The sequence below is a fragment of the Ralstonia sp. UNC404CL21Col genome, assembly GCF_000620465.1.
Taxonomy (GTDB): Bacteria; Pseudomonadota; Gammaproteobacteria; order Burkholderiales; family Burkholderiaceae; genus Ralstonia; species Ralstonia flatus.
On sequence record NZ_JIBE01000003.1, the window covers coordinates 511,042 to 524,532 of the forward strand.

17 protein-coding genes are annotated in these 13,491 nt (G+C 63.4%); 8 read left to right on the plus strand and 9 right to left on the minus strand.

Annotation, left to right across the window (positions count from 1 at the left end; all coding sequences use genetic code 11):
- The first annotated feature begins 5 nt into the window (after positions 1 to 5).
- Positions 6 to 698 (plus strand): TerC family protein, encoded by a 693-nt coding sequence (locus N511_RS0102430; RefSeq protein WP_027677840.1) that lies wholly within the window; start codon positions 6 to 8, stop codon positions 696 to 698.
- On the opposite strand, the gene N511_RS0102435 is transcribed toward N511_RS0102430, so the two are convergent.
- Positions 695 to 1,696: a threonine dehydratase gene (locus tag N511_RS0102435; RefSeq protein WP_027677841.1), complete on the minus strand. Its 1,002-nt coding sequence runs from the start codon at positions 1,694 to 1,696 to the stop codon at positions 695 to 697. The genes N511_RS0102430 and N511_RS0102435 overlap by 4 nt on opposite strands.
- Before the next feature lie 212 nt (positions 1,697 to 1,908).
- On the opposite strand from N511_RS0102435, the gene N511_RS0102440 reads away from it, so the two are divergent.
- Both N511_RS0102440 and N511_RS0102445 read left to right on the plus strand, forming a co-directional pair.
- A complete protein-coding gene (locus N511_RS0102440; protein ID WP_027677842.1) occupies positions 1,909 to 2,703 on the plus strand; it encodes a thymidylate synthase in 795 nt (264 codons plus the stop codon).
- Between the two features lie 4 nt (positions 2,704 to 2,707).
- On the plus strand, positions 2,708 to 3,211 hold the full coding sequence (locus tag N511_RS0102445; protein ID WP_027677843.1) for a dihydrofolate reductase: 504 nt from the start codon (positions 2,708 to 2,710) through the stop codon (positions 3,209 to 3,211).
- Positions 3,212 to 3,275: 64 nt separating this feature from the next.
- Here the strand turns inward: N511_RS0102445 and pmbA are convergent, their stop codons facing one another.
- The gene (pmbA, locus tag N511_RS0102450) at positions 3,276 to 4,649 is read right to left on the minus strand and encodes a metalloprotease PmbA (RefSeq protein WP_027677844.1); all 1,374 of its coding nucleotides are present in this window, start codon (positions 4,647 to 4,649) and stop codon (positions 3,276 to 3,278) included.
- 93 nt (positions 4,650 to 4,742) lie between these two features.
- Between pmbA and yjgA the strand changes: the two genes are divergently transcribed.
- Positions 4,743 to 5,360 (plus strand): ribosome biogenesis factor YjgA, encoded by a 618-nt coding sequence (gene yjgA / locus N511_RS0102455; RefSeq protein WP_331280469.1) that lies wholly within the window; start codon positions 4,743 to 4,745, stop codon positions 5,358 to 5,360.
- A complete protein-coding gene (mog, locus tag N511_RS0102460) occupies positions 5,357 to 6,004 on the plus strand; it encodes a molybdopterin adenylyltransferase (protein WP_051530812.1) in 648 nt (215 codons plus the stop codon). The genes yjgA and mog overlap by 4 nt, the downstream gene beginning before the upstream one ends.
- Here the strand turns inward: mog and orn are convergent, their stop codons facing one another.
- Entirely contained in the window at positions 6,005 to 6,652 is a 648-nt protein-coding gene (gene orn / locus N511_RS0102465; protein ID WP_374220483.1) for an oligoribonuclease, read from the minus strand.
- Positions 6,653 to 6,728: 76 nt separating this feature from the next.
- On the opposite strand from orn, the gene N511_RS0102470 reads away from it, so the two are divergent.
- The 3 genes from N511_RS0102470 to N511_RS0102480 are packed head-to-tail and all read left to right on the plus strand — an operon-like array spanning position 6,729 to position 9,277.
- The gene (locus N511_RS0102470) at positions 6,729 to 7,988 is read left to right on the plus strand and encodes a M48 family metallopeptidase (RefSeq protein ID WP_027677848.1); all 1,260 of its coding nucleotides are present in this window, start codon (positions 6,729 to 6,731) and stop codon (positions 7,986 to 7,988) included.
- The gene (gene rsgA, locus N511_RS0102475; protein ID WP_027677849.1) at positions 7,985 to 8,932 is read left to right on the plus strand and encodes a ribosome small subunit-dependent GTPase A; all 948 of its coding nucleotides are present in this window, start codon (positions 7,985 to 7,987) and stop codon (positions 8,930 to 8,932) included. Before N511_RS0102470 ends, rsgA begins: the two co-directional genes overlap by 4 nt.
- 30 nt (positions 8,933 to 8,962) lie before the next feature.
- The gene (locus tag N511_RS0102480; protein ID WP_027677850.1) at positions 8,963 to 9,277 is read left to right on the plus strand and encodes a hypothetical protein; all 315 of its coding nucleotides are present in this window, start codon (positions 8,963 to 8,965) and stop codon (positions 9,275 to 9,277) included.
- Between the two features lie 36 nt (positions 9,278 to 9,313).
- Here N511_RS0102480 and N511_RS0102485 read toward each other — a convergent pair whose 3' ends face one another.
- The 6 genes from N511_RS0102485 to rpsP all read right to left on the minus strand — a co-directional run bounded on the left by N511_RS0102485 (position 9,314) and on the right by rpsP (position 13,383).
- On the minus strand, positions 9,314 to 10,255 hold the full coding sequence (locus N511_RS0102485) for a CobD/CbiB family protein (protein ID WP_027677851.1): 942 nt from the start codon (positions 10,253 to 10,255) through the stop codon (positions 9,314 to 9,316).
- Between the two features lie 107 nt (positions 10,256 to 10,362).
- Positions 10,363 to 11,067: a CoA pyrophosphatase gene (locus N511_RS0102490; protein ID WP_027677852.1), complete on the minus strand. Its 705-nt coding sequence runs from the start codon at positions 11,065 to 11,067 to the stop codon at positions 10,363 to 10,365.
- Positions 11,068 to 11,171: 104 nt separating this feature from the next.
- On the minus strand, positions 11,172 to 11,558 hold the full coding sequence (rplS, locus tag N511_RS0102495; RefSeq protein ID WP_012761581.1) for a 50S ribosomal protein L19: 387 nt from the start codon (positions 11,556 to 11,558) through the stop codon (positions 11,172 to 11,174).
- Between the two features lie 73 nt (positions 11,559 to 11,631).
- Positions 11,632 to 12,420, minus strand: coding sequence for a tRNA (guanosine(37)-N1)-methyltransferase TrmD (gene trmD / locus N511_RS0102500; protein WP_027677853.1), 789 nt, complete (start codon positions 12,418 to 12,420; stop codon positions 11,632 to 11,634).
- A gap of 23 nt (positions 12,421 to 12,443) precedes the next feature.
- The gene (gene rimM / locus N511_RS0102505; RefSeq protein ID WP_027677854.1) at positions 12,444 to 12,995 is read right to left on the minus strand and encodes a ribosome maturation factor RimM; all 552 of its coding nucleotides are present in this window, start codon (positions 12,993 to 12,995) and stop codon (positions 12,444 to 12,446) included.
- A 133-nt stretch (positions 12,996 to 13,128) separates the two neighbouring features.
- Positions 13,129 to 13,383 carry a 30S ribosomal protein S16 gene (rpsP, locus tag N511_RS0102510; RefSeq protein WP_012761578.1) on the minus strand — a complete coding sequence of 85 codons (255 nt, stop codon included), beginning with the start codon at positions 13,381 to 13,383 and terminating at the stop codon, positions 13,129 to 13,131.
- Positions 13,384 to 13,491 lie beyond the last annotated feature (108 nt).

Sequence of the window (13,491 nt, forward strand, 5' to 3'; positions counted from 1 at the left end):
CCACCATGGAATGGTTGTCTGACATTTTCACCATGCAGTTTGCTGCCGCGCTGGCATCGATCATCGTGATCGACCTTGTGCTTGCGGGCGATAACGCCATCCTCATCGCGCTGGCTGCGCGCAACTTGCCCCCCGAGCTGCAGAAGAAAGCCATCATGTGGGGCGCCGCGGGCGCCATCGTCGTGCGCGCCTTGATGACGCTGGCAGTGGTGTGGCTGCTGAAGATTCCCGGCCTGATGCTCGTCGGCGGTCTGGCGCTGGTGTGGATTGCGTGGAAGCTTCTGGCAGACGACGGCCAGGGCGGCGATGAACACGGCGCGGGCAGCACCACGCTGATGGGCGCCATGAAGACCATCATCATCGCCGATGCGGTCATGGGCATCGACAACGTACTCGCCATTGCCGGCGCGTCGCACGGCAGCTTCCTGCTGGTGGTGCTGGGCCTGCTGATCAGCGTGCCGGTCGTGGTGTGGGGCAGCGGTGTGGTACTGCGCCTGATCGAGCGTTTCCCGATCATCATCTATGGCGGCGCTGCGGTGCTGGCTTATACGGCGGCGCACATGATCGTGGCCGAACCGGTTCTCAAGGCGTTCTTTGCTGCCCAGCCGCCGCTCAAGTGGGCCGTGTATGTGGTGGTGTTTCTGATCGTGCTGGGCGGCGGTTGGCTGGTGCAACGTCGCCGCCAGCAACCCGCCTAAGGCAGGATCGGCTGACCGGCAAGCACGCGCGCCAGCTTGGCGCGGTCGATGTTTCCGCCGGTCAGCGGCAGGCCGACACGCTGGCCGGCAATCTGCCCGCGCTGCTGCCATGCCCCCGCCAGGGCTGCGGCCGCAGCGCCCTCGGCCACGTTGTGGGTGGTCGAGAAATACAGGCGAATCGCCTCCGCCACTTCGTCATCCGTCACCGCAATGATCTCGTCGACACCGGCGCGGATGACGTCAAGCGCGTTCGCGTCCGGCGTGCGGCACGCCAGCCCGTCGGCCAGCAGCGTCGACACGGGCGCCGACACCGCCGTACCGCTTTTGAACGACTGCTCGTAGCATCGTGCATGTGCCGACACGACGCCGACAATGCGCGTCGACAGGCCCAGCGCATCGCGCGCCCGTACCGCCGCGCAAATCCCGGAACCCATGCCGATTGGCACGTAGACCACATCCAGCGGTGTGGCCTCGAAGAACTCCAGCCAGTAGCTTGCTACGCCGACGACCAAGTCCGGGTGATACGACGGCACGAAGTGCAAACCGCGTTCAGCGGCGAGTTGATCGGCCGCCTCGCGGCTGGCCTGGAAGTCGTCGCCCGCTTCGATCAGCTCTGCGCCGAACGCGCGCATGGCGGCGTTTTTCTCCACGCTATTGCCATGCGGCACAACGATGGTGACAGCGACACCGTTGCGACGCGCCGCCCATGCAATCGACTGGCCATGATTGCCACGCGTCGCGGCGATCACACCGCGCACCTGGGGCTCGCGTTGGCGCAAGGCACGCAGATAGGTCAGCCCGCCCCGAAGCTTGAACGCGCCCACTTCGGTGTGGTTCTCATGCTTCACCCACACCGCTGCGCCCATGGCTTGCGAGAGCAACGGCCAACAATATTGCGGGGTCGGCGAAATCACCGCATGGACCACGCCGGCTGCCGCGCGCAGATGGCGCAATTCGGCGGCCCGGTCCAGCGACGCAGAGGTAGCAGTGAGCGACATGGTTTCTCCAGCTGACAGTTGAAGCGATGGCGCCATCTTGCCCGCCCCGCGTGGCTGGCAACATCGACAATTCCGCGCTTTGTCAGCCCAGCCGTGCTGCCCATTCGACCGGGCCAGTTTCCGGACACTGCCGGTACAGTCGACGCCGCGCCGGTCACGTTACAATGCGGCTCACCCGATTTCAGACGCCCAGCCTCTTCGCCCGCGCTCGCATGAAGCCCTATCTCGACCTGATGCGCCATGTCTACGAACATGGCACCGACAAAGCCGACCGCACCGGCACCGGCACGCGCTCCGTATTCGGCCACCAGATGCGCTTCAACCTTCAGGACGGCTTTCCGCTGGTCACCACCAAGAAGGTGCACATCAAGTCCATCGTCTATGAGCTGCTGTGGTTCCTCCAGGGCTCGACCAACGTGCGCTGGCTGCAAGACAACGGCGTAACGATCTGGGACGAATGGGCCGACGCCGACGGCGAACTGGGCCCCGTCTACGGCTCGCAATGGCGCTCGTGGCCGACGCCCGACGGCGAACACATCGACCAGATCGCCGAGCTGATCGCGCAGATCAAGCGCAACCCCGATTCGCGCCGGCTGATCGTCTCCGCCTGGAACGTGGCGGACATCCCGCGCATGAAGCTGCCGCCCTGCCACGCGTTCTTCCAGTTCTATGTGGCCGACGGCAAGCTGTCGTGCCAGCTCTACCAGCGCAGCGCCGATATCTTCCTCGGCGTGCCATTCAACATTGCAAGCTACGCGCTGCTGGTGCACATGGTTGCGCAGCAGACCGGCCTCGATGTGGGCGATTTCGTCTGGACCGGAGGCGACTGCCACCTCTACAACAACCACTTCGAACAGGTGGAGACGCAACTCGCGCGCGAACCGCTGCCGCTACCGAAACTGATCATCAAGCGCAAGCCCGAGAGCATCTTCGATTATCAGTACGAAGACTTCGAGATCGTCGGCTACCAGAGCCATCCCGCGATCAAAGCACCGGTGGCCGTGTAACCGTATGACCATCCTGACGCTCATCGTCGCCCGCGCCCGCAATGGCGTGATTGGCCGCAACAACACCCTGCCCTGGCGCCTGCCCGAAGATCTTGCGCACTTCAAGCGCACAACCATGGGCGCGCCCATCGTGATGGGCCGCAAGACGTACGACTCGATCGGCCGTCCGCTGCCGGGCCGTCGCAACATTGTTGTTACGCGCAATGCCAAGCTCGAACTGCCCGGCTGCGAAATCGCGTATTCGATGGAAGACGCGCAGCGCCTGTGTGTGGGCGCCGAGCAGATTTTCCTGATCGGCGGCGCGCAACTGTATGCGGATGCCCTGCCGAGCGCGGATCGCCTGATCGTGACCGAGATCGACGCCGATTTCGAAGGCGATGCGCATTTTCCCGCGCCGGACCCCAAGGTCTGGCGCGAAGTCTCCCGCGAGACGCACCACGCGGCAGCGCCCAACGATTTCGACTACGCGTTCGTTACCTATGAACGCCCACCGTCGGACGAGCAGTAACCGCAGCAGGCAATAAAAAACGCGCTCAGTTTCGAGCGCGTTTTTTTATTTCGGCTGGGGCGATTTATTCGCCGGCAATCGTCATCTGTTCAATGAGGATCGAGCCCGTTTCCTTCGTACCGCGCACCAGCGCATCCGCGCCAATGGCGACGATCTGGCGGAACATCTCGCCCAGGTTGCCGGCAATCGTGATCTCCTCCACCGGATACTGGATCACGCCGTTCTCGACCCAGTAGCCCGACGCACCGCGCGAATAGTCGCCGGTCACGTAGTTCACGCCCTGGCCCATCAGTTCGGTCACCAGCAGGCCGGTACCCATACGGCGCAGCATGCCGGCAAAGTCATCCTGGGGCGTCGTCTTGTCAGAGAACAGCGTCAGGTTGTGCGAGCCGCCCGCGTTGCCGGTGGTTTGCATGCCGAGCTTGCGCGCGGAATACGTCGACAGGAAGTAGCCTTCCACCACGCCGTTCTTCACCACATCGCGGCGCTGCGTACGTACGCCTTCCTCGTCGAAGGGCGCGCTACCCATCCCGTTGAGGACATGCGGGTCTTCCTTGATCTGCACATGCGGTGCGAAGACTTCCTTGCCCAGCGTATGGAGCAGGAACGTCGACTTGCGGTACAACGCGCCACCCGACACTGCCTGCACGAACGCGCCCAGCAAACCTGCGGCGAGCGGCGCCTCGAACAACACCGGGCACTTGCGCGTGGTCAGTCGACGTGCGCCCAGACGTGCCAGCGCGCGTTCCGCGGCGTACTTGCCAATCGCTTCCGGCGCAGCCAGATCGTCCGGCGAGCGCTTCGACGAGTACCAGTCGTCGCGCTGCATATGCGCACCCGAACCGGCGATCGGCGCGGCCAAAATGAAGTGACGCGAATATGGGTAGCCGCCCATGAAACCGCGCGACGTGGCCAGCACGAAGTGCGAATGCTGCGCCGAGATGCTCGAGCCATCGCTGTTGCGGATTTTCGGGCTCACGGCAAAGGCTGCGGCTTCAGCGGCGCGTGCGATGTCCACGGCCGCCTCGGCATCGATCATCCACGGGTGATACAGCTGCAGGTCTTGCGGGTGCTTCTCCAGCAGTTCTTCTTCTGCCAAGCCGGCGCAGTCATCGTCGGCGGTGAAACGCGCGATGTTGTAGGCGGCCTCGACGGTGGATCGCAATGCCGCCGGCGAGAAATCCGACGTGCTGGCGTTGCCGCGCTTCTTGCCCAGCATGACCGTCACGCCAACGACCTTGTCGCGGTTCTGCTCGATGGTCTCGACCTCGCCCTTGCGTACTGTGACCGACAGGCCCTGGCCTTCGGAGATTTCCGTCGCGGCATCGGAGGCGCCGAGTTCGCGTGCAATGCGCAGCACATCGGTGGCCATCTCTTCGAGTTGTTCGCGGCGGTAGGCAAACACTGGGGCGGTCTTGGAATCGAGCGTTTGAGACATAGGCAATGGAGGGGAGAAACGGGTGCCGCGATTTTGCCAAAAGCGGGCAAGAACTGGCGGAAACGCCCATCATAGCAAGATACAATGCGCGCCATGAGCCGAGCATCCCGACATAACCCCACGTATCTGCAACCCGTCGTGCGCACCGACATCGGTGACGAGGACGATCCGGATACGCCCAAGAGCAAATCGCAGCGCAAGCGCGAGGTCAACGCCTTGCAAGACCTGGGCGCGGCGCTGGAAGCGCTGCCCAAGGACAAACTCGCCAAGGTGCCGCTGCCCGAAAAGCTGGTCGACGCCCTGCGCGAGGCCAAACGCACCACCGCGCATGAAGGCAAGCGCCGCCAGATGCAGTACATCGGCAAGCTGATGCGCGCGCTGACCGACGAGGAAGTCGAGGCCATCCGCCGCGTCCTCGCCACCTTCGTCGGCGCCTCCAAGGCCGAGACCGCACGCCTGCATGCCATCGAACGTTGGCGCGATCGCCTGATTGCCAGCGACGACGCCATCACCGAGTTCATTGCAGCGCACCCGGACGCCGACGTGCAGGCCTTGCGTACGCTCGTGCGCAATGCGCGCAAGGAAGCGCAGCTGGCCAAGCCGCCCAAGTCGTCGCGCGAACTGTTCCAGATGGTCAAGCAGGCCCTGTCCGGCAACGACCGCGACGTAGACGACGCCGATCAACCCGAAGCCGAAGACGACGAAGCATGACAGCCCCTGCCCCCTCCGCGCCGATCACACGCCGCCACGCCGACGAGCTGATCGTCGGCTTTGTGTCGATTTCGGACCGCGCCTCGGCCGGCACGTATCAGGATGAAGGGATTCCGGCGCTGCGCGACTGGTTTGGCGCCGCGCTGTCTTCGCCGTGGCAAGGGGTAGAACGCCTGATTCCGGACGACCAGGCCACGATTGCCGAAACATTGATCGACCTCGTCGACCATGCGGGCTGCGATCTGGTGCTCACCACGGGCGGCACCGGCCCGACGCGCCGCGATGTGACGCCCGAGGCCACGCTGGCCGTCGCCACCAAGGAAATGCCGGGCTTTGGCGAGCAGATGCGCCAGATCAGCCTGCATTTCGTTCCGACGGCGATCTTGTCGCGTCAGGTGGCGGTGATCCGCGAGACGCCCTCACGCGCTGCGCTGATCATCAACCTGCCGGGTCAACCGCGCGCCATCAAGGAAACGCTCGAAGGCTTGAAGGATGTGGAGGGCCGCGCCACGGTGCCGGGCATCTTTGCGGCCGTGCCTTACTGCATCGATCTGGTCGGTGGCCCGTATGTCGAGACGCACGACAGCGTGGTCAAGGCCTGGCGCCCCAAGCACGCTGTGCGCGCAAAACCGCTGCAGGTCTGATTACGGGGCGACAGAAGACGCCAGCGCCTCAGCGTCCGGCGTTTGCGGCACATCGCGAATGAAGTGCTCGCGGTAATAGCGCAGCTCCTCGATCGACTCGATGATGTCTGCGAACGCCGTGTGCCGTTGGTGTTTCGTAAAGCCCTTGGCAATGGCCGGCTGCCAGCGCTTGCAGAGTTCCTTCAGCGTGGAGACGTCCAGGTTGCGGTAATGGAAGTACTCCTCCAGCTTGGGCATGTAGCGCGCCATGAAGCGGCGATCCTGGCAGATGGAGTTACCGCACATCGGCGACTTGCTCTTCGGCACCCACTTCTTGAGGAATGCCAGGAGTTCCGCTTCCGCTTCCGCTTCGGTCGTGGTCGACGCCTTGACCTTGTCGATGAGGCCCGAGCGGCCATGCGTGCCCTTGTTCCACGCGTCCATGCCGTCGAGCAGCTCGTCGGATTGATGGATCACCAGCACGGGGCCTTCAGCCAGGATGTTCAGCTCCGAATCCGTCACCACCACGGCCACTTCGATGATGCGGTCGTTCTCAGGGCTCAGGCCGGTCATCTCCATATCGAGCCAGACCAGGTTGTTGTCGCTCTTGGCGGCAACACGGTTCGGGGTCGAGGGGGATGCGGCGGACGGGGAAACAGGGGTACTCACTGGGGTGCTCACTCAAGGGCCTTGAGAAAATGACTGAAGGCTATAATTTTCGCATATCTGATAGGTGTTTCCCCATATGCCCGCCTTTACCGCTGTCTTCCTGATCGCTCTTGTCCTGATGTCCGCCACGCGCCTGTGGCTGGCCGCGCGGCAAGTCCGTCACGTCGCGCGTCACCGTGATGCCGTGCCCGCGCAGTTTGCCGAGTCGATCACACTGGACATGCACCGCAAGGCCGCCGACTACACCATCGCCCGCACGCGCCTGGCAATGCTGGAAGTGCCGGTTCAGGCAGCCCTCCTGATCGCGTTGACGCTGCTTGGCGGGCTGAACTGGATCAACCAGGCCTGGTTGGGGGTGTTTGGCCCCGGCTACGCGTATGGCGTGGCGCTCATCGCGTCGGTCATCGCGATCAGCAGCGTGATCGAGTTGCCGTTTTCGCTGTATGCGCAGTTCGTCGTCGAAGAGCGCTTCGGCTTTAACCGCATGACGTTCAAGCTCTGGCTGGCCGACAACCTCAAGGGCCTGGCCATCGGTACCGTGCTGGGTCTGCCGCTGCTGCTGGCAGTGCTCTGGCTGATGGACAAGATGGGCGCGCACTGGTGGCTGTACACGTGGGTCGTGTGGATGGCGTTCATGCTGTTTGTGCAGGCCATCTACCCGAACGTGATCGCGCCGCTCTACAACAAGTTCACCCCGCTGCAGGACGAAGAGATGCGATCGCGCATCGAAAGCCTGCTCAAGCGCTGCGGCTTCGCCAGCAAGGGCCTCTTCGTGATGGACGGCAGCCGCCGCAGCGCCCACGGCAACGCCTACTTCAGCGGCTTTGGCGCAACCAAGCGCATCGTCTTCTTCGACACGCTGCTCGCCCGGCTGAATCCGTCCGAGATGGAAGCCGTGCTTGCCCATGAACTTGGGCATTTCAAGCGTCATCACATCACCAAGCGCATCGCCGTGACCTTCGTGCTGAGCCTCGGTGCGCTGGCGCTGCTCGGCTGGCTCATGACGCGCACGTGGTTCTACCTCGGCCTGGGCGTGGCGCCCAACCTGTTCTCCGACAACCATGCGCTGGCGCTGATGCTGTTTTTCCTGGTGCTGCCGGTGTTCACATTCTTCATCTCGCCGCTGGCGAGCCTGTCGTCACGCAAGGACGAATACGAAGCGGACGCCTTTGCCGCCGAGCACGCCGACGCCAATCAACTTGTCTCGGCGCTGGTCAAGCTGTTCCAGGACAACGCATCGACGCTCACGCCGGACCCGGTCTACTCAACGTTCTACTATTCGCACCCGACTGCATCGCAGCGCGTGGAGCGCCTCGTGCAGGCTCGCGCGGCATGACGCGCGGCAAACCGGGCCGCGCCCATAAGCGGGCTGCCACTGGCGAACACGGGCTCGTCATCGCCGCGCACGGGCGCCATTACCTGGTCGAACGCGAAGGGGGCGGTTTCCTGCAATGCTTCCCGCGGGGCAAACGCAGCGAATGTGCCGTGGGCGATCGGGTAGTCTATGAAGCCACCGCCGTCGATCAAGGCGTCGTGGTGCGTGTAGACGAGCGCCGCAACCTGCTCTATCGCTCCGATCAGTTCAAATCGAAGGTGCTGGCCGCGAATCTGGATCAGGTCATCATCATGCTCGGCACCGAGCCGAGTTTTTCGGAAGACCTGCTCGGCCGCGCGCTCGTCGCCGCAGAATCCCTCGGCATCACCCCGCTGATCCTGCTCAACAAGATCGACCTGACCGCGCGACTGGAGACGGCTCGCTCACGCCTGGCGCTCTATCGAGACCTGGGCTACACCATCGTGGAACTGACCGTGCACGGCGCGCCGGCAGCCGCGCATGCCGCGCTTGAACCGCACGTGGCGGGGCGGGCTTCGATCCTGATCGGGCAATCGGGCATGGGCAAGTCCTCGCTGCTGAATCTGCTGATTCCCGGCGTGGACGCGCAAACGCGCGAGATCTCCGAAAAGCTCGACTCCGGCAAGCACACCACCACGTTCACGCGGCTCTATCACCTACCCGCAGAATGGGGCCAGGGCGGCGTGCTGATCGATTCGCCGGGCTTCCAGGAATTCGGCCTGCATCACCTCAGCGAAGGGATGCTGGAACGCGCCTTCCCGGAGTTCCGTCCGCGCCTGACCGAGTGCCGGTTTTATAACTGCCGGCACCTGCAGGAACCCGGCTGTGGCATTCTCGGTGCGATGGCCGAGGGCAAGATCGATCCACGCCGTCACCAGCTTTACGCGCAATTGCTGCACGAATCGGAACAGCAGAAGCCCTGGTAAGGGCTTCGTCATACGCTCGTGGAGGGTGGGATGAAGTTGCTGATCAGCAGTCCATCGCTCGGCATGGCGGCGCACTGGCAGAACGTGCTGTCCGCCGCCGGCATTCGCACCGAGCTGCGCAGCATCTACTTGAGCAGTGTGGCGGGTGACGTCCCGCCGCAGGATTGCGCGGCGCAGGTCTGGCTGGTGAACCCGACGCAGGAAGCGCAGGCCCGTGTGCTGCTCGATCAGGCACAGCACCCACCGACAGGCCCCGCATGGCGTTGCGCCTATTGTGGAGAGAGTCATGAACCGCAGTTCGCCCAGTGCTGGCGCTGCGGCAAAGACCGCGAGAACGCGGCCTGATTGATCGATTCTTCAGCGGCTAGCTGTCGTGCCCCATCAGCCGAGCCAGACGGCAATCGACAGCATTGCCAGCAGCAGCATCCACAGCACCACCGCGCGCCACACCAAGCCCACTGCTGACTGCAGCGTGCGCACGTTCGGCTCCTGCCCTACTTCCATCGGATAAGCGCCGTCCTCATCGGCAATGCTGTCGGCCGAATCGCGTTGCGGAATGGGCGTGCCAAGACGCACGCCGAGCGCGCCACCGCCCGCTGCCAGCAGGATGCCGTTCACTTCGTCGTTCCACTTGGCCGCACGGTTGCGCCACGCGTACACAGCATCCTCAAAGTTGCCGACGATGGAGAAGCCGATCGCAGTCAAGCGCGCGGGGATGTAGTCGATGACGAAAAACGCCTGACGGGCGAACAGACCAAGCGCGGGGCTGCGTTCCGTCGACGTATCGCTCCAGTGGCGAGCGAGGTATTCAGCGCCGCGGTACAGCACAACACCCGCCGGCCCAATCGGGACCAAGAACCAGAAGAACACGCCAAACACGTGACGATGCGCCGCCACGATCGCGCATTCGAGCGTGTGACGGACGATCTCATTGACCGGCATGTCCGTCGTGTCGCGTCCCGACCACTCGTTCAGCAACAGGCGCGCGGTGACAACGTCATCGCTGCGCAACGCCTCATGGATGTCGGTGAAGTAGTGGCTGAACTGGCGGAAGCCGAGCGTCAAATACACCATCAGCACGTTCCACAGGAACGCCAGACCGAGGCTGATGGAAGACAGCAGGTAGTGCACCAGCGCCACGACCACCACAGCCGGCAGCGTGACCACGCACCAGGCAAGCACGGCGTCGCGACGATGGCCCGTATCGAACCATTCTTCTGCCCGTGCTGCCAGTGCGCGCACGACGTCGTAGATCGGGTTGTCCCGGCTGAGCGCACGGAACTGTTCGAGAATCAGCGCGCAGAGTACGGAGAAAAAAGTCATTGGAAGGGCGTTGCGAAGGCGCGGATCACGCCGTGAATGCGATGTGCAAGACGATAGCACACAGCGTGCGCGCAACAGCGCACAGGGCGCCCATATTCGCGCCGACGCTACGCTGCCAGCAGGTGATAGAGGTTGCGCAGCATGCCGGCCGTCGCACCCCAGATGAAATGATGGCCGGCGTCAGGTGCCTGGTCGGATTGCCCAGACCGTCGATAAGGCATCGCATAGAAACGACGCACCCGGTCTTCCCATCGCAGCTCGCGCACTTGGTGGTTGGCCGGGTCCATCAAAAAGGCCAGCGGCACTTCAAACACTTCGGCGACTTCACTGGGGTCCGGCTGCAGCGTGAAATCGGGCGCGAGCAATCCGACAATCGGGCTCACGTGAAAACCCGTTCCGGTGATGTAGTCCGGCAAGCGACCGATCACTTCGATGTGATCGGCACTGATGCCAACCTCTTCCATCGTCTCGCGCAGCGCCGTGTCGACCATGTCGCGGTCAAATTCTTCGCGTCCGCCGCCCGGGAAGCTGACCTGGCCGGCATGTTGGCTAAGCGACGCATTGCGCTGCGTCAGCAGCACCGTGAGCCCCGCCTCGCGCTGCACGAGCGGTACGAGCACCGCCGCCTCGCGCAGCTTGAGCGACGCATCGATCAGGCGGGATTCATCCGTCTGTTCCGGGTGCCAGTCCGGCTGCTTCTGCAACCGCTCGCGCACGAACTCCGCCGTCAGCCGCGAGCCCTCGAGCGCCGGCAACGATGCCTCGGTCGGCACCACCGGCAACTGCTCAGGATCGAACACGGGACGGCGCATCGGATGGGAATGAAGGTTGTGGGCGGAAGACATACATGTGGTCAATCTTCTGCCGCAAAAGAGAAAAAAGGCACCCGAAGGTGCCTTTTCGCAACGCGCGCAGATTACTCCGCAGCGGCTTCCTTGCGCTTGAAGGTCAGCTTCTCCTTGATGCGTGCCGACTTGCCCGAGCGTTCGCGCAGGTAGTACAGCTTCGCACGGCGCACATCACCGCGACGCTTCACTTCGATGCTGGCCAGCAGCGGCGAGTACAGCTGGAACGTACGCTCCACGCCTTCGCCCGAAGAGATCTTGCGAACGATGAAGGACGAGTTCAGGCCACGATTGCGCTTGGCAATCACGACGCCTTCATACGCCTGCACACGCTTGCGGGTGCCTTCAACGACGTTCACGTTGACAATCACGGTGTCGCCAGGGGCGAACGGAGGGATCGTCTTGTTGGCCGTCAGGCGCTTGATTTCTTCCTGCTCGATTTGCTCGATGAGATTCATCTTTTTCTCCTTGACCATCATGCCGGCGTTTTGCCCAGTCGGTAGACCGCGGCCCCGGTAGAGGATGGGAACTTCACTTGGCCGAGCCTTCCGGACTGGAAGCCTCTGACCCCTTTGCCGTTATCGCCGCGGCAGCGAGGAAAACCTCATCGCTGCGGGACAACAAACCCTGCTTGCGCGCCGCCTCGATCAGATCGGGCCGCTTGCGCATCGTGTTCAACAGCGCCTGCTGGCGGCGCCACTTTTCGATCTCGGCGTGATGGCCACCCAGCAAGACGTCGGGCACACGCACACCTTCGTACTCTTCGGGCCGCGTGTAATGCGGGCAGTCGAGCAAACCGTTGACGAAACTGTCCTGCACCGCCGACTGCGCATCGCCCAGCACACCTGGCAACTGCCGCACCACGGCGTCGATGATCGCCATTGCCGCAATCTCGCCGCCGGACAGGACGAAATCGCCAAGGCTGATTTCCTCATCTACGCGACGGTCGACCAAACGTTGATCAATCGCTTCGTAGCGCCCGCACAGCAACGTGAGCGCCGGCAACTGCGCCAGCTCCATCACACGCTTGTGCGTGAGCGGCTTGCCCTGCGGCGACAGCAGCACCACATGCGATGCCGCCGGGGCTTGCGCCTCATGAATCGCGTCCAGTGCAGCTTCCAGCGGCTTGGCCAACATCACCATGCCTGGGCCACCGCCGTAAGGGCGATCGTCCACGGTGCGGTAGTTGTCCGTCGTGAAATCGCGCGGGTTCCAGGTGCGCAACGTGTACACCTGCTGTTTGGCTGCGCGGCTGGTGATACCCCAGTCCGTCAGCGCCCGGAACATGTCCGGAAACAGCGAGACGACGTCGAACTGCATCGCCGAATTCTCCGGCCGCATGTTCAGTAATCCAGACCCCAGTCGACGACGATGCGCTTGCCTGCCACATCCACCGACTTCACGTAAACCTCGACAAACGGCACCAGCCGCTCGACCTCGCCTTCACCAACGATACGCAGAATTTGATGCGCACCGTTGTCGATCAGGCCGCTCACCGTGCCAAGCGTTTCCTGCTGCTCGTTGACGACCGTGGCGCCGATCAGATCGACCCAGTAAAACTCGTCATCTTCAGGCTCAGGAAAGTCGGCCCGGCTGACCCACACGGTATAGCCGCGCAATGCTTCCGCGACATTCCGATCCGGCGCGGCAGGCGAACCCGCCACCACCGTGCCGCTGTGCTCACGCGACGTGCCGACGGGAAACACCCGCCAGTCCGCCAACGTCGCTGGCCCGGAAGCAGGCTTGAGCCACCAGGTGCGGGCATTCAGCAGCGCATCGGCGTCGCCATGCAACTGGACCTTGATCCAGCCACGAATACCGTAGGCCCCACCCACATAGCCCACCTCGATGAGATCGTCGGGGAGCGTCGGATTGGAGCCCGTACCCGGACGCATGGCTTGCAGCCGCTCGGCAACCTTTTGCGAGATTGCCTGCGTTGCAACAGCCAAGGGACCGGGCCGTGTCGATCCAGCGCGCGTCACAGCAGGATGTGCTCGGACGGCACCGTCGATCGACCCATGCTAAAACTTAGGCAGCAGCCTTCTTGGCGCTTTGCTTCACCAGGCGGGCAACCGTCGGCGACAGTTGTGCGCCCACGCCTTCCCAGTAGGTCAGGCGGTCTTGCACGATGCGCAGACCTTCTTCGCCTTCACCGGCGAGCGGGTTGTAGAAACCGACGCGCTCGATGAAACGGCCATCACGGCGGTTACGCGAGTCGGTCGCAACGATATTGAAGAACGGGCGCTTCTTGGAGCCACCGCGGGCCAGACGGATCACGACCATGGATCTTTTCCTTGAAAAACTGGGTATGCGTACAGAGAAACACGCAAGTGTAGCGCAATTTCTCCGACCAAACAAACACTTAGGCGTGACGAAACGATGCAGCGGGTG